This is a genomic window from Conexibacter sp. DBS9H8, assembly GCF_023330685.1.
Lineage (GTDB): Bacteria > Actinomycetota > Thermoleophilia > Solirubrobacterales > Solirubrobacteraceae > Palsa-465.
The window spans coordinates 1,593,646-1,612,342 of record NZ_CP097128.1; the positions used below are offsets into that span (position 1 = coordinate 1,593,646).

The 18,697-nt window shown below is 65.6% G+C and carries 18 protein-coding genes and 1 other annotated feature; of the genes, 13 read left to right on the forward strand and 5 right to left on the reverse strand.

What is annotated here, in order from left to right; genetic code table 11:
- Window positions 1-564: 564 nt before the first annotated feature.
- Complete coding sequence (locus M3M55_RS07565) at window positions 565-1,941, reverse strand: transposase (RefSeq protein ID WP_249012213.1); 1,377 nt, start codon at window positions 1,939-1,941, stop codon at window positions 565-567.
- Window positions 1,942-2,180: 239 nt separating this feature from the next.
- Here M3M55_RS07565 and M3M55_RS07570 point away from each other — a divergent pair, with 239 nt between their 5' ends.
- From M3M55_RS07570 to M3M55_RS07600, 9 genes are all read left to right on the forward strand, one after another.
- Window positions 2,181-2,441 (forward strand): multiubiquitin domain-containing protein, encoded by a 261-nt coding sequence (locus M3M55_RS07570; protein ID WP_249012214.1) that lies wholly within the window; start codon window positions 2,181-2,183, stop codon window positions 2,439-2,441.
- Window positions 2,426-2,824, forward strand: a complete 399-nt coding sequence (locus M3M55_RS07575) for an E2/UBC family protein (protein WP_249012215.1) — start codon at window positions 2,426-2,428, stop codon at window positions 2,822-2,824. Before M3M55_RS07570 ends, M3M55_RS07575 begins: the two co-directional genes overlap by 16 nt.
- Window positions 2,814-4,199 (forward strand): ThiF family adenylyltransferase, encoded by a 1,386-nt coding sequence (locus M3M55_RS07580; protein WP_249012216.1) that lies wholly within the window; start codon window positions 2,814-2,816, stop codon window positions 4,197-4,199. The genes M3M55_RS07575 and M3M55_RS07580 overlap by 11 nt, the downstream gene beginning before the upstream one ends.
- Before the next feature lie 8 nt (window positions 4,200-4,207).
- Window positions 4,208-4,600 carry a DUF6527 family protein gene (locus M3M55_RS17590; RefSeq protein WP_371878747.1) on the forward strand — a complete coding sequence of 131 codons (393 nt, stop codon included), beginning with the start codon at window positions 4,208-4,210 and terminating at the stop codon, window positions 4,598-4,600.
- Window positions 4,563-4,946, forward strand: coding sequence for a helix-turn-helix domain-containing protein (locus tag M3M55_RS07585; RefSeq protein ID WP_249012217.1), 384 nt, complete (start codon window positions 4,563-4,565; stop codon window positions 4,944-4,946). The genes M3M55_RS17590 and M3M55_RS07585 overlap by 38 nt, the downstream gene beginning before the upstream one ends.
- 213 nt (window positions 4,947-5,159) lie before the next feature.
- Entirely contained in the window at window positions 5,160-5,507 is a 348-nt protein-coding gene (locus M3M55_RS17595; protein WP_371878748.1) for an ImmA/IrrE family metallo-endopeptidase, read from the forward strand.
- A 57-nt stretch (window positions 5,508-5,564) separates the two neighbouring features.
- On the forward strand, window positions 5,565-6,410 hold the full coding sequence (locus M3M55_RS07590; RefSeq protein ID WP_249012218.1) for a hypothetical protein: 846 nt from the start codon (window positions 5,565-5,567) through the stop codon (window positions 6,408-6,410).
- A 576-nt stretch (window positions 6,411-6,986) separates the two neighbouring features.
- A protein-coding gene (locus M3M55_RS07595; RefSeq protein ID WP_249012219.1) for an IS3 family transposase occupies window positions 6,987-8,278 on the forward strand; the annotation gives its coding sequence in 2 pieces (ribosomal slippage) (window positions 6,987-7,260 and window positions 7,260-8,278; 1,293 coding nt in all).
- Window positions 7,256-7,390, forward strand: a sequence feature (AL1L pseudoknot). Its footprint overlaps the gene before it by 135 nt.
- A 26-nt stretch (window positions 8,279-8,304) precedes the next feature.
- Complete coding sequence (locus M3M55_RS07600) at window positions 8,305-9,474, forward strand: IS110 family transposase (RefSeq protein ID WP_249012220.1); 1,170 nt, start codon at window positions 8,305-8,307, stop codon at window positions 9,472-9,474.
- Between the two features lie 223 nt (window positions 9,475-9,697).
- Here M3M55_RS07600 and M3M55_RS07605 read toward each other — a convergent pair whose 3' ends face one another.
- The 3 genes from M3M55_RS07605 to M3M55_RS07615 form a co-directional block, all read right to left on the reverse strand.
- The gene (locus M3M55_RS07605) at window positions 9,698-10,939 is read right to left on the reverse strand and encodes an IS256 family transposase (protein WP_249012221.1); all 1,242 of its coding nucleotides are present in this window, start codon (window positions 10,937-10,939) and stop codon (window positions 9,698-9,700) included.
- Between the two features lie 512 nt (window positions 10,940-11,451).
- Window positions 11,452-12,180 (reverse strand): NYN domain-containing protein, encoded by a 729-nt coding sequence (locus M3M55_RS07610; RefSeq protein ID WP_249012222.1) that lies wholly within the window; start codon window positions 12,178-12,180, stop codon window positions 11,452-11,454.
- 418 nt (window positions 12,181-12,598) lie between these two features.
- Complete coding sequence (locus tag M3M55_RS07615; protein WP_249012223.1) at window positions 12,599-13,228, reverse strand: hypothetical protein; 630 nt, start codon at window positions 13,226-13,228, stop codon at window positions 12,599-12,601.
- A 347-nt stretch (window positions 13,229-13,575) separates the two neighbouring features.
- Here M3M55_RS07615 and mobF point away from each other — a divergent pair, with 347 nt between their 5' ends.
- Window positions 13,576-16,842: a MobF family relaxase gene (gene mobF / locus M3M55_RS07620; protein ID WP_249012224.1), complete on the forward strand. Its 3,267-nt coding sequence runs from the start codon at window positions 13,576-13,578 to the stop codon at window positions 16,840-16,842.
- 339 nt (window positions 16,843-17,181) lie between these two features.
- Here the strand turns inward: mobF and M3M55_RS07625 are convergent, their stop codons facing one another.
- A complete protein-coding gene (locus M3M55_RS07625; protein ID WP_249012225.1) occupies window positions 17,182-17,400 on the reverse strand; it encodes a transposase in 219 nt (72 codons plus the stop codon).
- A gap of 251 nt (window positions 17,401-17,651) precedes the next feature.
- Between M3M55_RS07625 and M3M55_RS17600 the strand changes: the two genes are divergently transcribed.
- The 3 genes from M3M55_RS17600 (at window position 17,652) to M3M55_RS07635 (ending at window position 18,568) form a co-directional block, all read left to right on the forward strand.
- Window positions 17,652-17,867: an integrase core domain-containing protein gene (locus M3M55_RS17600; RefSeq protein ID WP_371878749.1), complete on the forward strand. Its 216-nt coding sequence runs from the start codon at window positions 17,652-17,654 to the stop codon at window positions 17,865-17,867.
- A gap of 264 nt (window positions 17,868-18,131) precedes the next feature.
- On the forward strand, window positions 18,132-18,389 hold the full coding sequence (locus M3M55_RS17605) for a transposase family protein (protein ID WP_371878750.1): 258 nt from the start codon (window positions 18,132-18,134) through the stop codon (window positions 18,387-18,389).
- Window positions 18,344-18,568, forward strand: a complete 225-nt coding sequence (locus tag M3M55_RS07635) for a hypothetical protein (RefSeq protein WP_249012227.1) — start codon at window positions 18,344-18,346, stop codon at window positions 18,566-18,568. Before M3M55_RS17605 ends, M3M55_RS07635 begins: the two co-directional genes overlap by 46 nt.
- Window positions 18,569-18,697 lie beyond the last annotated feature (129 nt).

The following is an 18,697-nucleotide window of genomic DNA, read 5'->3' on the forward strand; positions in this document are numbered from 1 at the left end:
CTGCTCGGCAATCTGTAGGGCTTGATGTCGTTGAGCGCGGTGGGGCGCGCTGCCGGTTCTCGGAGCGGGGTTGGCTCAGTCGCCGACGAGAACTTCTGGTGCGCGAGAACCAGGTTCCGCTACGCCTGCTCCGTCGCCATAGGGATGGCGCGGACGACGATCGTGTTAGCGAGTCCTTTCGCGGCAACGCGCTCGCCCCGCGACGCCGATGCGGGTCATCCCCTCGTCGCCGTAGCACTCGCGCGCGTTGCCGTCGAGCTGACGATCGGTTTCAGGGGAAGCGATCGCCCCGCTCCACGCCCGAGACCGGCGTGCGGCGCAAGCTCGCGTGCGCACGTGATCGCGAGCCCGGCCGACACGGCCACGGACGTGGCGGGCGTCGGGTGCTCGCAGACCTCGCTGTCCACCGCAGATGGCCTTGGGCCAACGACCTCGTCTCTGCGAGCGTAGCTACTTGCCCCGGATAAACGGGGATGGCTGAGAATGAGGAACGGCCGCGCTCGGGCGGAGACGCGGCCGTTCAAGTTCGACGCCTCGGGCGGAGAGCGCCGTCCCGGGAGGTTCTCAGGCGGCTCGGATGGCGAGGGTGTCGAGGTTGTAGGCCAGCACCGCCCACCCAGCCCAGGTTCGGGCGCCGTCATGTCCTTTGAGTCTGGATCGGCGCAGTCCGTAGCGGCGTTTGAGGTGACTGATCCGCCCTTCGCACCCGACCCTGAACTTCGCAAGGCGCCGGTTCGTTCTTCGGCTCCCAGCGTTCTTGTGCCCGGCGATGAACGTGCGTTGTGTCTTTGGGAGATGTCGGTTGACGGGGCCTGACTGGAATCCACCGTCCAACGCGAGCTCCCGTGGCCTGAGACTGAGCCGGTCGAGCTTGGCGCCGGTCTGAGGCAGGAGGTCTGATTCGTTCGGGGAGCCGATCTTCGTCGACGCTGGAAGGATCAACCCGCGAGCGCCGCGACGGGTGTTCTCACACAACTCGGCGATCTGAAAGACGGTCCCGAACTCCGTCGGCTGGCGTAGCTTGCCTTTGCGGATCGGCCGGGCGTCTGGGTCACTCATCGACACGAGCCGGTCAGTGATCTTCTTGCCCGTGATCCGCCGGTCAACCTGATCACACACCTTCGCCGCCCGCTCGATGAAGACCTCCAGACGGTCGGCGGCTGTGAGCTTGCGCTGCGCGCCGCGGCCGCGTGCGCGCTCACGCAACCGGGTCGCGAGCCGGCGAGCTTCACCAACTGTGACCGCCGCGAGCTGGCCAGCCTCGCCCGTCAGCCTCACCGCGGTCTCTTTGCCCTGTCCCGTCCGGGCGGCAAGGGTCCGGTTTAACTTCCGGACGCGCTGAGTGACAGACCGGGAGCGGTCACGGACGCGGGGAGCGCGGTCGCCGGCCAGGCCGCGGACCCTCTTCGCTTCACGCGCGAGAATCTTGGTCGCGTCTTCGCACAGCTCAATGTCGGTGGGGTAGCGAACGTCAGACTCAACAACCGTGGAGTCGATCCGGGCGGCGCGCACCTGGAAGCGCGCTGGCGCGCCTTGGCCGGTGACCGAGCCGATCAGCACCATCACGATCTCCTCGATCACATCCGGACCAAGGCGGCGGACCAGCTTGCGGACGGTGGACTCATCAGGCACCCGTTCGGTCAACGCGATCCGACAGAACCGCCGCAGATGCAAGGAGTCAGACACCTCCCTGACCAACGTCTCATATCCCCAGCCCGACCGGGCCTTGATCACCATCAACCTGACAAGCCGCTCCATCGGAATCGTCGGCCGCCCGAAATCACGCGCGGTGACCGTCCAGGCCGCTTCGATCGGCGCCAGCACCGCCGGATCGTCCAGCAGCCGGTCGATACCAGCGAGATCCGCCGGCAAGTCCATCACCTCAACCGGCAACGCCAAATCAAACAGCGTCTCGGCCTGCCCGCCCGACAGCACCAACATGACCCAGCCTCCAAATCGCCCGATTTGCAGGCCAAATAATGACCCAGGCCCCGGACGGACCTACCGACTATTTCCGGGGCAAGTAGCTAGGCTGAATCGCACCGTGATCCCTGGAACCGCCTGAGGATCCCGATCCGCCGAGGCGAGGCCCAGCAGCAAGATAGTTGCATACTTGACCGACGATTGCAGATATGCAATTCTGCTGGTGCCTGCTGCTCGCCACCTGAAAGGAACTCCCGATGTCAGATGCTGCCAAGCCCGACGAGATCTTCGACATTCACATCGATCGAAAGCCGTACCAAGTCTCTCACACCACGTACACCGGCCTCGCGCTCCGTCAGCTTGCCGGCCTCGGTCCGGAAGTGGATCTGTACCTCGAGGAGCATGGGGACGTTGAAGATGAGTTGATCGGCGACGATCAGACGATCGGAATCAAGCCCGGCGAGCACTTCTATTCGACGCCACGTCACATCACGCCAGGCGCATGTCCGATGTCCTGACCGACCGCGACCGCCTCTACCTGGAAAGCAAGGGTTTCGCTTTCGAGGCGGTGATCGAGGCCAACATGATCTGCGTTGTGATCAAGTCGTTCGCTCTGCCGGCTGGGTACGAGCCTGAGCGGTCAGACTTGCTCCTGAGGCTCCCGCTGCAGTTTCCAGACGTGCCGCCAGACATGTTCTGGATGGACCCGCCCGTACGATACGCCGGCGGCGTCGTACCCCCTGCAACCGACCTGCTCGAGCGCTACGTCGGACGGCAGTGGCAGCGCTGGTCACGACATTTCGGCATGTCGACATGGAGACCGGGGGTAGACGAGCTTCGAAGCTATCTTCGGCTTATCAAGGCAACGCTTGAGCGTGAGCGCCCGGCCAATGCCGCATAGCTTCACGCTTGCCATACCCCACACTCTTTGGGGAGATCTCGTCGACTCGCTCACAGATAGCCGCGAGACCGCGGCGGTCCTCCTCGCAGGGATCGCAGACGACTCGGACCGACCCACGCTCCTCGTCAACCGCGTTATCTGGGTGCCGGATAGCCAATATGAGCTGCGAGGGCCATTAGGACTCAAGATCACTTCCCGAGGATGGGTGCCCGCGCTCAAACAGGCAGCCGACGCCGGCCTCGGTGCCATCTTCTTTCACACCCATCCCGGCGGACCACCGACGCCGTCGACCTACGACGGCGAGGTAGACCTAGCGCTCGCGAAGCCCTTCCGCGTGCGGACCGGCCAGAGCTTTTACGGCAGCGTGATCATCGGCGGAGACCCAACGCGCCCGGCGTTCACCGGCCGCATCGTCGACGACTCGGATCGGGAGAGCGCCATCACGAGGATCCGAATCGCTGGCCCGCGTCTCCAAATCCTTGAGGCTCTCAACTCCTCGGCCTCGGAAGCGGGCGGCACCGCGGTCCACGATCGGCAGGTCCGAGCCTTCGGGGCCGACGGCCACAAAGCACTCGCGGAGCTTCGAGTCGGGATCGTTGGCGTCGGCGGCACAGGTTCGGCCGTGGCCGAGCAACTCATGAGGCTCGGGGTGCGGAGCCTCGTAGTGATTGACGACGATCGCATCACCACGACGAACATCAGCCGCGTGTATGGCTCAGGTCTGAGTGATGTCGGCCGCGCGAAGGTAGATGTTGCGTCGGCCAACGCCTACCGAATCGGCCTTGGGACCCAGGTGACTGGCTGGGACGGCCGGATCGCCTACCGCGAGCCGCTCGAAAAGCTGCGTGGATGTGACGTCATCTTCGGCTGCACCGACGACCATCTGGGGCGTTTCAATCTGACCCGTTTCGCGTTCTGGTACCTGATCCCCGTCATCGATCTCGGCGTTGTTATTGACGCGCCAGACGGCCGCATCCGGAGCATCACCGGACGGGTGACATACGTGGCTCCCGGCGCCGGATGCCTAGTGTGCGGCGGAGTCGTGGATCCCGAAAGGGTTCGCGACGAAGGCCTCGCACCCGATGAACGGCGGCGGCTAGCCGCTGAAGGGTATGCCCGCGGACTGGACGATCCGGACCCATCCGTGGTCGCCTACACAACGATGGTCGCTGCCTGGGGGATCGCTGACCTGCTCGAGCGGCTTTTCGGATTTGGGGCAGACGACATTCGACCAGAGCTTCGCCTCAGAATCGCGGACAGAAAGATGACCAGCCGCGAAATCGCTGCGAACCCTAATCACATCTGCGGCGATGACAACAGCTGGGGGGTCGGCGACCAGACCGCCTTCCTTGGGCAGCGTGTGTGGCCGTCGTGACCGACCGGATGATCGACTGGTGGCGCCGGCGCGGATGGACCTCGCCCCGGTACACCAAACAAATCATCGCAGTGAAGCGCAGCGAACTGCCCGATCTTCCGCCGCGCCGCGCGATCGCGATCGTCGGTGCACCAGACGCACCTCAGTGGGCGGTGCTCGCATGTCCATGCGGGCACGCCCACCTGATTGCGGTCAACCTATCCCCGAAGCGTCGGCCCACATGGAAATTGCGCATCGACAATGGACGAGTCTCGCTTGCACCATCAGTCGACTCGCGCTGGGGCGGGCGCCGTTGTCATTTTTGGCTAAGGGCCGGCGTCGTAACGTGGGCCCGGCCAGACCACACCACCGAAGGAGCATCCGATGCCGGACGAATCCGTGAGCCACCGCAGCGAACGTGACCGAGTGTTCGACAACGATGCATTCTTCGCCGCGCTCGATGCTGAGCGCGTCAGTCGTGGGATGCACTGGAAGGCGGTGGCCGGTGAAGCTCGTGTCAGCGCCTCAACCCTGACCCGCATCGGGCAAGGGCGACGCCCGGACGTCGAGTCGTTCGCTGCCCTCACCTCATGGGCCGGATTAGACCCCGAGCGGTTCTTTCGATCCCCCAGCGAGCCCTCCCAACCGTCGGCCCTGTCGGGAATCTCAATCCTGCTCCGGAGCGACCCCCAGCTTTCGACAGACGCGGCCACCGCGATCGAAGAACTAGTCAAAGCGACCTACGTCCGCCTGAGGCGCGAGCCGTAAGGTGACCACATCGTGCGACGAGGCTTCAAGACGGAGGCGCACGAACTTGCCGTCGAGGTTCGCTCAGAGATCAACGTTGGCAGGCACGACCCCCTCGATCCGTGGTTGCTTGCTGACCACCTCGCCATCCCAATCTGGACGCTCAGTTCCTACGGAAATCTCTCTCCGATGTCGAGTCAAGCCCTTCACGCGCCGAGCGGCCCGTTCTCAGCAATGTTGGCCTTCATCGGGACGAGACGCGTCGTCGTTCATAACGACGCCCACGCGATCACGAGGCAGCGCGCAGACCTGTCCCATGAACTAGCTCACGCGATACTGCTGCACCAACCGCATCCAGCCATAGCTGGGGTGCCGCCACGCTTCGATCGTGAGCAGGAGGACGAAGCTAGATGGCTCGGTGGCGTTCTACTCGTTCTTGATGACTTCTGCGTTGCATGCGCACGTCGCGGAATCGACATTCCGGACGCGGCTGCGAGGATGGGCATCTCCGAGCAACTCATGCGATGGCGATTCAACATGAGTGGTGCTCGCCGACGGAGCGGCGGCGGACTCGCCGCCTAAACCCGCACAAGCGGCGAATTGCACTTATGCCGACGGATTGCTACTTTGCAATCCGTCATGGATCCGGACACCGAGCCTTCATCATCGAAGCTTGTCCGGTGGACCATGGCGGGCTTGCGATTTTGGCCGTCGGTCCTGGTGGTCTTCGCCGGAGTCGCATTCGCTGTTCTGACCCTCTCGCACCCGGGCACCACGCTCTCCCTGCCTCTGCATCCCCGACGCTGGGAACTCGCAATATTGATCGGCCTCGTCGCGCTCGCCGGAGAGATCGCTGGAGCGCGCCAACAAGCCCGGATACCAGCGCTCGAAGCATCCGGACGGAAGGCGAACGCGGGTCTTCAGGAGGCGCGGCGTGCATTGGAACGCCTCGCGCGAGTCGAAGTAGCCCGAATCTCGAAGACGCTCCGATACTCAAGCAGCGAACGCGTCAGCCTGTTTGCCTCCGGCGGCGATCGCTTCATTCTGGTCGCCCGCTATTCGCTGAGCCCGCCGTTCACCGGAGCCGACCGGCGCGAGTATCCGATCGACACCGGCTGTCTCGGGCAGGCCTGGGAGAGTGACCGATCACACGTCGTCGTGACCGTGGCGCGCGACCAAGATCACGAACAATGGACACACCAGCACATGAACTGCAACCTCCCCCGCGAGATCGTGGAGGAGCTACGCATGCCCGTTCGGACAGTGATCGCCAGCCGCGTGAACGATCCTCGGCAAGGCCAGCCCGCATGCGGGGTGGTCGTGCTCGAGAGCACCGACACCGCGATGTCGCCTCGGGTTTCCGGCGCGAATCCGCCGATTCTGGATCCCGCTGATGCTGCGAACGCGTTGACCGAACACATGGCGAGCCTCATCGGCATCCTCGCCGTCTTCGCCGAGCTTGAGGATCGCGATCGCGGCTCATGAAGCTGCCGCGACCGTGACTCGGGGCTCAGCTTCTGGACTTGGTCGCCAGCCAAAGGTCACGCCGCACGCCAATCGATCGTCGAGGCGATGACCGGGACAAGCGGACGGGGAAAGAAGCGCTCGACAACTGCTGTAGTCAAGTCGTCTGTAGTGGTGTACCGGTATGAGAATGTCGTTCGAGCCGTTGCTCTGAACGTCCGCGATCGCCGGTAGGTTCGCGGGGGTTCCGGGCCAGGGGCTCTGGGAGAACGCGGTTGGGTAGGCCGCTGCGATTTATGGGCTGCGAGCCCGCTGGTGTATCTGGCCGCCCCTGCGACTTGCCCGGGTGCGCTGCGAGCGCGAATCCGTAAGTGTCGTTCTCACCCACCGTCTCCCAACACTGTTCCCCGACGTTGATGTGGAGGTGGTGATGGGCAGATCCATAGGACTCGACGTGCACCGTGATTTCTGTGAGATCGCGGTCGCTGATGGCGGCCGCGCCAGGTCTGCGGGCCGGGTCGCGACGACACCGGATCGGTTGAATGAACCGTCCCAGCTTTCTTGCCGTGTCCTTTGTGGGTGAAAGGATGAGGACATATGCCGAAGAAGATCGATCCCGCTGTCCGGGACCGTGCAGTCAGGCTGGTGCGTGAGCACCAGGCTGAATACCCGACTCAGTTCGCTGCGATCAAAGCGGTCGCAGCACAAGTCGGAGCGAGCCGTGAGTCGGTTCGTCGTTGGGTTGCCCAGGCCGAGATCGACGCCGGAGCCAGACCTGGGATCAGCAGCGAGGAGCACGCCGAGATCCGCCGGCTCAAAGCGGAGAACAAGCAGCTGCGAGAAGACGTGCAGATCCTCAAGGCGGCCACAACTTTCTTCGTGGGGGAACTCGACCCCCGCAACCGATGATCATCGCCTTCATTGATGAGCAGCGCGCCCAGGGCGTCGCGGTCGAGTCGGTCTGCCGGGTCCTGAGGGATCAGGGTGTGCAGATCGCCGCGAGAACCTATCGGCACTGGGTCAGCGGCCATGTCGCCGCGCGGACGGTCAGCGACGCGATCGTCGTCGACGCGATCCGTGATCTGGCCTGGAGCACGCAGACGGGCCCAGACGGCCGTGAGCGTCGTCAGCTGACCCCGGAGGGGCTCTATGGACGGCGCAAGATGCTTGCGCTGCTGCGTCGCCGCGGACTGGCTGAGGTCTCCAGAGGCGCGGTGGACCGGGCGATGCGCTGGTTGGGCCTTTCCGGCGTCACCCGCTCCAAGCGCATCCGGACGACCGTGCCGGCGGCTGACGGCAGACGGGCGGGCGATCTGTTGAACCGGAACTTCTCAGCCCCCGCCCCGAACCGGGTATGGGTGACCGACTACACCTATGTGAGGACCTGGTCGCCGGCATGGGTGTACGTGACCTTCATCGTCGACTGCTTCTCCCAACGGATCGTCGCCTGGCACGCCCAGAGCACCAAACACACCGACCTGGTCATGATCCCGCTCAAGATGGCGCTCTGGGAACGCGACCGCCAAGGCCACCCCGTCGTCGCCGGTGAGCTGATCGCCCACGCCGACGCCGGGTCTCAATACACGTCGATTCGCTTCACCGACCACCTCGATCTCGAGGGGATCGCCCCGTCGATCGGGACCGTCGGCGACGCGTTCGATAACGCCCTGATGGAGACGATCAACGGCCTCTACAAGACCGAATGCATCCGCACCACCGTCTTCCATCAAGGGCCGTACCGGACGATCGCTGACGTCGAATTCGCGACCGCGGCATGGGTCGACTGGTACAACCACCGCAGGCTCCACGGCTCCTTCGGAATGAGGACCCCCGCCGAAGCCGAGACCGACTACTACCAAGCACACAACACCGAGCTCAGCCCCGCATAGAAGCGGCAAAGAACCCGGGACGGTTCATGAAAGCGCTTGCGATGAGCCTGCGACCCGATGACCGGGTCGTGCTCGAGGCGACCGGGAACTCGCTGGCGATCGCGAGGATCCTCGAACCCCGTTGCCAGGAGGTGTTGATCGCTCACGCCCGGCACGTTCGCGCGATCAGCCACGCGAAGGTAAAGACGGACAAGATCGACGCGCGCGTGCTGGCGGATCTGCTCGCCGCAGACCTGATCCCGCAGGTTTGGGTTGGGGATGACAAGGTCCGGGCGATGCGTCGGGTCGTGTCGCGCCGGCGGGGGCTGGTCAAGCGCCGCACCCAGATCAAGAACGAGATCACGGCGGTCCTGCAGCGTAATCTGAAGCCTCGCCCGCCGGTTTCGGACCTGTTCGGCAAACAGGGCCGGATCTGGCTCGGGGATCAGGAACTGCCGATCGATGAGCAGCTCACGGTTGACGCCGCGTTGCGTCAGCTCGACTTCGTTGGCGACGAGCTCGCACAGATCGACAAGCTCGTCGCCCAGGACGCGTTGCAAAATCCAGAGGTGCTGCGGTTGATGACGATCCCCGGCATTGATGTCACGACCGCCGCGACGATGATGGCCGTGATCGGCGACATCCACCGGTTCAAGACACCTCAGCAGCTCGTCGGCTATCTCGGATTGCACCCACGGATCCGACAGTCCGGGAACGGACCCGCCCATCACGGACGGCTTTCGAAGGAAGGGTCCGCCGCGGCCCGCCATGTGCTGGTCGAAGCTGCGTGGGTCTCGGCCAAGTCTCCAGGGCCGCTTCGCGCGTTCGCTGAGCGGACCGCTGCGCGACGTGGCCGGAACGTCGCTACGGTCGCGGTCGCCCGCAAGCTCGCGGTGCTCTGTTGGCATCTGCTGACCAAGGGTGAGGACTACGCCTTCGCCCGCCCTAGCCTCGTCCGGCGCAAGCATCGGGCGCTTGAGCTCAAAGCCGGCGCGCCGCGCACCAAACCCGGTCCGAACCCGAACCCGATCCGCAAGAACCCGGCGCTTGAGGCACATGAGCTCGCGATCACCGAACAGGCCGAGAGTGCCTATCGACGATTGGTCAAAGACTGGCAGCCCAACCGGCCCGGCGAAGGTGGTGCGGGCGCGACACGGGAGCGCGCATCATCGAGGCCCTCTTGGGGCACGGCAGCGCCGCAGACCATGAGCTCCTAAAGCCTGCCGTTCGCCAAGTCAGTCACCCGCACCGACGAGGAGAATCTCACTCTCGAGCTTGATCGTCCACCCAGAGTTTGACTTTCATCCGTAACTCGCTCTTCGGCGACTTCTCTGGTCTCAGCTCCTGCTGAGTGAGGACCTCCTGTGCCGCGCGCTGGCGGGCGGGACAGCCCGGAGGGCTGGCCTGGACGCGAGCGCGCGGGCGCGCCGGGGTGAGGGGTCAGGCGGCAACCGGGAGCTCCTCGACGGTGCGGTCGACCGGTTCGGGTTTGGCGAGGACGGTCGCGAGCGACTCGGCGGAGAGGTAGCGGCGCGAGACGAGCCATTCGTCATTCTGTTCCAGCAGCAACGCGCCGCAGAGCCGGATCACTGCAGCGTCGTTGGGGAAGATCCCGACGACGTCAGAGCGCCGGCCGATCTCCTTGTTGACCCGCTCCAGCGGGTTCGTCGAACGGATTTTCGGCCAGTGTTCTTTCGGGAAGGCGTAGAAGCCGATCAGGTCCTCTTCAGCAGCCTCGAGCAGCTCACAGACCTTCGGGGCCGTTGAGGCGAGCTTCTCGAGCACCTGGCCGACCCGAGCGCGGGCCTGGTCACCGTGCTCGGCCTGGAAGATCTCGCGCAACGCGGCTGAGAGCATTCCGCGCTGGTCGCGACGAACATGGGCGCCCATGTCCCGAGCGAAGTGGACGGTGCAACGCTGCCAAGGCACCCCAAGAACGCGCGCCACGGCCTGCTTGAGCCCCTCGTGCTGATCGGTGATGCACAACTTCACGCCGGCGAGGCCGCGACGCTTCAAGCCGCGGAGGAACTCGACCCAGAAACTGCCGGTCTCGACCTCGCCGACATCGAGGCCGAGCACCTCACGGACACCGCTCTCATGGACCGCGTAGGCGACCACGACGGCCTTGGACACCACCCGGCCCTGGTCGCGGACCTTGACGTGCTTGGCATCCAGCCACAAATACGGGTAGTTGCCCTCCAACGGCCGATTCCGGAACGCCTCGACGCGCTCGTCCAGACCCCGGCAGATCGCTGAGACGCGGTCCTTGGTCATCCCGTGCACACCGAGCTGCTCCACCAGCCGGTCGACCTTGCGGGTCGACACGCCGTTGACATAGGCCTCCATCACGACGGCGAAGATCGCTTGCTCCGCCGGCCGCCTGGCCTCGAGAAAACTCGGGAAGTACGCGGTCCCCGAGCGTTTGCGCGGGACCAGCAGCTCGATCTCACCCACCCGCGTCTCCCACCCCCGGGGCCGATATCCGTTCCGGTGCGTCTCGCGGCTCTCGGGAGCGACCTGCCCGCGGGCCGCGCCGATCTCCGCGCCGATCTCCGCGCAGATCTCAGCCTCCATCAACTCGCGGACAAAGAACGCGACCGCGTTCTTGAGGAACTCATCCAGGGATCCGTCCGCTGCCCTGGCGACGACATCAGCAACCGTCATGCTCTGCACTTCGACCATCGTGGTGACTCCTTCTTGCTGCTCTTGGCGGAGCCGTTGAGCATGAGCACCACGGTGGTCGGAACCCCTCCCAGGGCCCGCGACCTCAGGCGCTCGTTACACCACTTCTACCGACGTGACCACTGCTGTCGGGCTAACAAGCGGAGGAGACAGGTCGGCGAGCGCCCGTGCCCGGTCACGGCCGCGTAGGCCGGGCTCGCGATCACGAGCGCGCGCGAGCTTGCGCCGCACGCCAGTCTCGGGCGTGGAGTGGGGGCGATCGCTTCCCTGAAAACCGATCGTTAGCTCGACGGCAGCGCGCGCGAGTGCTCCGGCGCGGTTCGCTGCTACGCCCTACTCCCCGCTGACCGAATGGTTCACCACGGATGCGTCAGCCTGCGGTCCGTCGGCTCGGAGGATCCCAGCGACGCTAAAAAGAAACCCGGCCCACAAGGGGCCGGGTGGTATGTGATCAATATAGCTGCCAGCGGACTCGGAAAGCAAGGAGCGCTTGCAACAATCGTCGCAATGTGCTACCAGCCTTGCGGCTTTCCGTAGGAACCGACCGGATCTGCGAGTTGGTGGGCGCGGATCTCGTTGGCACGTAGCCGATGCCACCAGTGCCCGCCGACGCCATCCGACTTCTCGCCGCGGAGATCTCCGGCGGTCTGAGTCTTTGATGGGTTGACTAGGCCGACCGGAACGCGCTTGCGTGCCTCGACTATCGGCAGCTTGAGGTCGCTGTCATTCGAGATCACTAGCGCCGCCTCCACCGAGCCCTCTAGGACATCCAAGAGGAGATGAGCCGCCACATTTACGTCGGAGCCCTTCTCCTCGCGCTGGGCGTGCGATACGAGGAACACCGCGTCGTGCACTGGGTTGTCCGAGGAATCCTTGACCAGCACGGGCGCCGCGGCGCGCGTCAGGATCGGTCGACCCTTGGCGTCGGGCAACGCCAGGGGCGCGCGCTTGACGCGCGAAACGTAGGTTCCGTACTCGATGTGATCGACTGACTGGGCCGCCACCAGCGCTTTGAGATAGATGTCCTGGTCGCGTGCGCCACCGGGGTTGTCAGCCCCGCTGATCCGCGCGGTGCAGTACACGATTCGTTCAATGCTGATGTCCGACCAGCTCGTCGACTGGCACAGCGCGCTCGCGAGGGATCGTAGGTTTATCCAGCGCCAACCAGGGGTCCCGCGTCCGCACAGACCTCGCGCGCCGTAATAGAGATTGAACCCGTCGATGTAAACGCCGACTTTCATGCGCCTAACGCGCCAGCCTCATGAATTTTGATGCGTCGACGAGGCCGTTGCTTGCCCGCCCGCCCATTGACCGCCCGTAGGCAGCGATCACAAACCGCGAATGCGATCGCGCGCATCGCACTGATCCGGACGAGTGCCTTGGCGACGAAGCCATCATGCAAGGGCGTAGCGTCGGGCGAGCGCATCGCCACGCGAGCGATCGTCCGCGTCCGGACCCGCTTTGCTGTCCGGACGCGTCTGTCGGCGCAGATGCCGACAGGCCCCCTATGCGCGGTTTCCAGGCTCGCCGGCACCGTTGGCACGATCGCGTTGGTGACCGCCGGAGCCCCCGCGCGGGCATCTGGTGTGGCGCGGATGCGATGCGGGGATCGAGCGTCGGAGGACTGGCGCTCGGGAGGTTCGGTTCGGCCGCGCATCGTCAGTCGGTTCGTCGCACGGTGTGTCCGGCGGTGTGGATGACGGTCTTGGGGGTGCCGGCGATGGTGGCGTGCACCGGGTGGGGCTGGGCTGGGCGTTGGAGTGGAAGCCAGCCGCGTCCGATGGCGGTGATGATCAGGGTGCCGGTCGGTGCGCCGAGGAACGTCAGGTCTGTTCCGGCGCCGCTGAAGACGTTCAGTTCGAGTGGGGCGAGGTCTGTGGTGATCGTGTCGACGTCGCCGACGAGTCCGATCTCTGAGATCCCGAGGAACTCGCTCGGGTTGAACGGGCCGTGGCGGCCGGTCTCGCCGTGGCCGTGGTGGGCGATCAGTTCGACGATGTTGTGGAAGTAGATCGCGTCGGCGTTCCAGGCGTTGAAGTGGATCGGGTCGCTGAGGGTTTGGACGCGCTGGCGTGCCCAGTGGGTGGCGGCGGTGAACCGGTCGCCGGGGAGTTGGATGGCGAAGTGGTAGAACGGCGTGCCGGTGTGAGGTTCAAAGGCGAGGGTGCTGTGGCCGATCTCGTGGGCTGCCTCGGCGGTCAAGCCGAGGCCGAGGGTGCTGGCGTAGAAGTGCGTGACCGCCCGCCGGCTGGAGGCCGGCACTTGCAGTTGCACGCGCAGAAGGTCCATCCTCTGTGCATCCTATGCCGATACGCGCAGGGGGAGGAGGCCTCCAGGGCCGCTCCCGCCTGGCGGCCGGCCGGTCCGCGGTGTGTGATGGGCGCCGGGGCGCGCACGGGCGGTCGCGTTCGCGCCAGACGAGCGCACCGCAGCCACGGCGCGCGCCCTGAGATCGCCAACGCCCTCCCCAAGGCCAGGCCGACGCGACGTTTCGCCACGCCGACCGCCAGGCATCCGAGCCCGCTCCTTGACCCGTAACGGCCTCAGGCAGAACCAGCTTCCCGTCGCTCCGCTCCGGTCCGCACACAGTTGCACTTTTTGCAAAGTCTTGTTTCACAAATGCAATACTGTGGAGCGTGCTCTCGATCGGGAAGCTCGTTGTCGGCCAGCAGCGCTACTACGACCAGCAGGTCGCCCAGGGGGGCGACGACTACTACTCGGGGCGAGGTGAGGCACCGGGTGAGTGGGTCGGGCACGGCGCTGAAGCGCTCGGTCTGGCTGGCGTCGTCCACGCCGCACAGTTCGATGCTCTGCTGTCTGGGACCGACCCGCGGGATCTTCAGACCAAGCTCAAGGGGTGGCGACCATCGAAGGTCGCCGCGCTTGATCTGACCTTCTCGGCCCCCAAGAGCGTGAGCGTCCTGTTCGCTGTCGCTGACGAACCCGTTGCCTGTGAGCTGGTTGCCGCTCATGAGTCCGCCGTGCGCGCGGCTCTGGTGTGGATCGAGGACACGTCTGTGGAGGTCCGGCGCGGTCGAGGCGGCCAGGAGACGTTTCGGGCTGAGGGCCTGATCGCCGCCGCCTACCGGCACCGGATGTCGCGAGCGCTGGACCCACAGCTTCACACTCACGTCGTCGCCGCGAATATGGCCAAGGGGCCCGACGGTCGCTTCACGGCGCTCAACGGCACGCCGCTCTACCGCTCGGCCAAGACCGCTGGCTACCTCTATCAGGCCCACCTCCGGGCCGAGGTCAGTGAGCGCTTGGGTCTGAACTGGGGCCCAGTGAAGAAGGGGGCGGCGGAGCTGGAGGCGATCCCGCAGGACGTGCTCGAGGAGTTCTCAAGGCGGCGCCATGAGATGCAGAAAGCGGCTGAGAAGGGAGGCTTTTCGCTCGGTAGCAAACGGTCGGCCGAGGCGGCGGCCGTCGACACCAGAGAGCGCAAGCAATACGGGGTCGACACGCACACCTGGCGGGAGGAGGTTCAAGCCAGGGCTGCGGAGCACGGGCTGGACCGAGAGGCTGTAGGGCGGCTACTGAGCCAAGGTAGGGATCGCGCCGGGCTGGGCGGCGTCGATGCTGAGTCAGACGGAGGCCTCGAAGATCGTTTGGCAGGCGAGCACGGACTCACCGAGCGAGCCAACACGTTCGACGACCGGGCCGTGCTTCAGCAGTTCGCGGGCGCCGCAGAACAAGGCGCGCGGGTGCCTGCGGTTCGTTCACTGGCCCAAGGCTTCAGTCTCCGCGCTGACGTCTTGCCGACCGTCCACGGCGAGATGACCACAAGCGATCTGGTGGCCAGTGAGGAGCGGCTGATCCGCGCCGCGATAGGACGCGCGAAGACCGGCACCGCGACTCTCGACGCGGCACGCGTAGACGAAACGGTCTCGCGGGCTGATCGGCAGCTGACAGCTGATCAGCGCGACGTGGTCATCTCCGTAGCGACCTCGGGAAACGGGGTGGATGTGGTCGAGGCGCTGGCGGGCACCGGCAAGACCTACACCGCTGGGGTGATCCGCCAGGCTTATGAGTCGGCGGGCTATGAGGTGCTCGGCCTCGCACCGACCGGGCGTGGCGCACGGGAGTTGAGTGATGAGGCCGGCATCCCGGCGCGCACGATCGACAGGGCGCTGATCGACATCGAGCAGAACGCCCGGCCGATTCCGGCCAACGCCGTGATCGTGATCGACGAGGCAGGCATGGCGCCGACGCGGATCACCGCCCGCCTGTTGGAACATGCGGAGGTGGCTGGGGCGAAAGTGATCGCGATTGGCGACTCAGGCCAGCTGCCGTCCGTGCTTGCCGGCGGCTGGCTCAAGGCTGTCGGGCAGCGCGTCGGGGAGGTGCGGCTCACAGAGGGGATGCGACAGCGCGACCCCGGGGAACGCCGCGCGCTCGGTGCGCTTCACGCAGGGGCGCCCGAGCGGTTCCTGGCGTGGGCCGAGACGGCCGGGCGGGTGTATGTCCTCGACCACAGCGAGCTGCGTGACCATGTCATCCGCGCTTGGGTCGACGCCGTCGCCGACCTCGGTCCGCGTCACGCCGTCATGATCTCCCGCGACAACGAGACGCGAGATCACCTCAACGCCGCTGCTCGGGCGCACCGAACTGCAAATGGGGAGCTGAGCGACGAGCACGCCTTTGGCCCGGTCGCGGTCGCCGTGGGTGACCGGATCATCTGCCGTGACAACGACGCGCGCGTCGGCGTCGACAACGGCACTCGCGGCACCGTCCGCCGCGTCGCATCTGAAGCCATCGTGTTCGAGACAGACGGCGGCCTCTACCGCGACCTGCCCGCCGCCTACGTCGCCGACCATGTAGAGCACGCCTACTGCCTCACAGGTCACGGCATGCAGGGCGGCACCGTCGAGCGCGCGATCGTCGTCGCCTCGCCGGCAGATTTGACTCGCGGCTGGAGCTACAGCGCCCTGTCCCGGGCCCGCGGCGACACGAAACTGCTGATCGCTGACGAGCAGCGCCACTACGACGGCCGGGCCGAGATGGCGCCCGATCCCGGCCTTGGGGCACGGGATCGAGCGACAGTGCTGGCGGCGGTCGCGAGGCGGATGCTGGTCCGCGACGATGAGGACCTTGCCGTCGACCAACTCGCACCAGCTGGCCGAGCAGACGATCAGAAGCTCAGCACAGACCGCGCCGCCACCCAGCCGCTGTCACAGGAGCGTGGTGCTGCCCGACTGGAAGTGCGAGAGCCGCCAGCGAGCATCGAGCGCCTCATCGACCTCCGCGACCGGATCAGCCGCACCCAGATGAGTCTGAATGCCCTGCCGCTCCGCTCGCTGACCCGGTTCGACCAGATCGACGCCAACGCGCGCGAGATCACCGAACGGCTCAATGGCCACGAAAAGCGGCTCGATGCTCTGCCAGTCCCGGGTCGTCGCTTCGGTCGAGTCCATGGCCCGCACGCTGAAGAGCGCGAGTTCTTAGCCCGCGCCGTCGCGATGGATCGCCGGGAGCTGGGCGATCTCCGCGAGAGTCGCGTGCAGCAGGAACGCGAACTCGGCGATCCGTCGCAGGTCAAGTCCGAACGCGACGGACTACAGACTGCGCTGACCGAGCTCCAGAAGGACTACTCAGATGTCAGAGACAAGCTCGTCGACCGCGTCCTCGACCAGCGACCCAACTGGCTGCGGGACGCCCTCGGCGATCGGCCGGCGTCCCCGGCAGCACGCGCAATCTGGGACCGCGCAGCTCAGGCCGTCGCCGCCTTCCGCATCGACCATGACGTCATCGACTACAGGTCTGTGTTGGGGCCAGAGCCGGCCGGAGACCGGGATGCGCAGCGCGGGTGGCGCCGGGCCGAGGAAAGCCTCTGTAGGGGGCAGCGACAACTCAGGCGCGACGCAGGAGCGCCGGACCGCGGCCTCGACTTGACCATCGAGTAGAGCGGGCTGCATGCCGTACCCGGTGACGTGGTCGCGAACCCCGGATCTGACTTGACCCCGCTCTACGCTCCGCACAATGATCGAGAATGTCACGGCGGATTCAACCGGTCGTCGCAACGCTCGATGAAGGAGAGTTGTGATGGGCAGACCGCCGGGGTGGATGAAGGAGTTGACGGGCCGGGATCCGTTGCGGTCGCCGCCCTCTCTGTCAACGTCTGGTGAGACGCTCAGCATCAAGGAATCAGTCAACCCTTGAGGGCGAGAACGGAGCACGCTGGACATGCAGGACAGAAGCAAGAATGGGTAGGCGTTCAGTTGGTCGTCGATCCCTGTGTTTGCTCAGGTGAGCAGTGGCACGGGCTCGCCGGAGGCGTGCTTGGTGAGCGCTTCGGCGAGGTATTCGAACATGCTGCGGTGCTGGAACCGGCAGGTCGTGTGCGCTGAGAGCAGTCTCGCGATGCGGGTCTCGCCTTCCTCGGACTGGCTGCCGAGGGAGAGCTTGCGGTAAATCACCGCGCCACGCAACGATCGTTCGGCATGGTTGTTCGTCGGCTCCACACCCTGGATGTGTGTGAAGGTTCAGAGCGCATCCCAGACCTTGATCAGGTTCCGCCCCAGTCCCCGGGTTCGTACATAACGTGGGGCCTTGGCGCCGTAGCGGCGCAGGGCCGGTTTGAGCTGGCGACGCAGTGCGAGGATCCGGCGCTTGAGTTCTTTGCGGTCCCGGGTGTGCTGGAAGATCTCCCAGGACCAGAACAGCTCGTCACAGACCGCAGATGACGTCAGGCTCGACGCGGGAGTTCATGGCGATGTGCGCGATCGCTCAACACTTCGGCCGGCCCGGCACCCCGACCGACCAGGCCTGGATCGAGAGCCTGTTCTCCCACGTCAAAGCCGAATGGCCGCACATCGATCGCATCCGCGATCCCGAGATGCTCCGCGCCGAACTCGCTGAGGTTCGCCGTCAATACAACAGGGTCTTCGGTCGAGTTGTGGGTGACTTGACGGCGTTGATCCTGCTCTGAGCAGCGAGATCGTTCGGCGGCAGCAGGATTGGACGTTGCGCAGTTTGTGGTGGCGACGCGCCGCCGCTCTCGGCAGGCTTGCGGGTGCTTGAAGTCCACCATCGCGCTGGGGCCGAGCGAAGCCATCACTCTCAAAAGGAGAGCGACGTGCGCGTCTGCTCGGCATTCAACCGCCTGTTGGCTCTGCCCGGAGCCTCGGTGATCGACGTGGCGTTCGCGTCGGTCGGGGTGATCGTGACCGTCCGATTGCGCCGTCGCCGGCGGGTGTGCGGGGCCTGTGGCCAGACCGGCGATCACCTGCAGATCCATGACCGGCGGGTCAAACGCTGGCGGCACCTCGACTTGGGTGCCGCGCGCTGTCATATCGAGTGCGAGCTGCGTCTTCTTCGTTGCCCGGACTGTGGCGTGCACGCCGAGGCCGTTCCCTGGGCCAGGCCCGGGGCCCATCACACCCGCGACTTTGAAGATCTCGTCGCGTGGCTGCCCAGCAGATGGCCAAGGACCCGATCCGCCGTCTGTTGAAGATCGGCTGGAACACCGTCGGGAAGATCATCGAACGGGTCGTCGCTGACCGCCTCGATTCGAACCGCCTGGAGAACCTCGTCGCGATCGGCGTGGATGAGATCAGCTACCGCCGCGGCCAGCGCTACCTCACCTGCGTCGCTGACCAACTCGCCTCTGCCGCGTCAAGGTTTCGGTGAGGGAGCCCTCAAATGTTCAAGAGCCCCACCATCCTGGCGGCCACCGACTCGCAGACGCGCAGCCATCCTCACGCTTCGTGACGCTGAACCCCGCTCGCTTCACCACCGAGCGTGTCGCTCAACATCTAG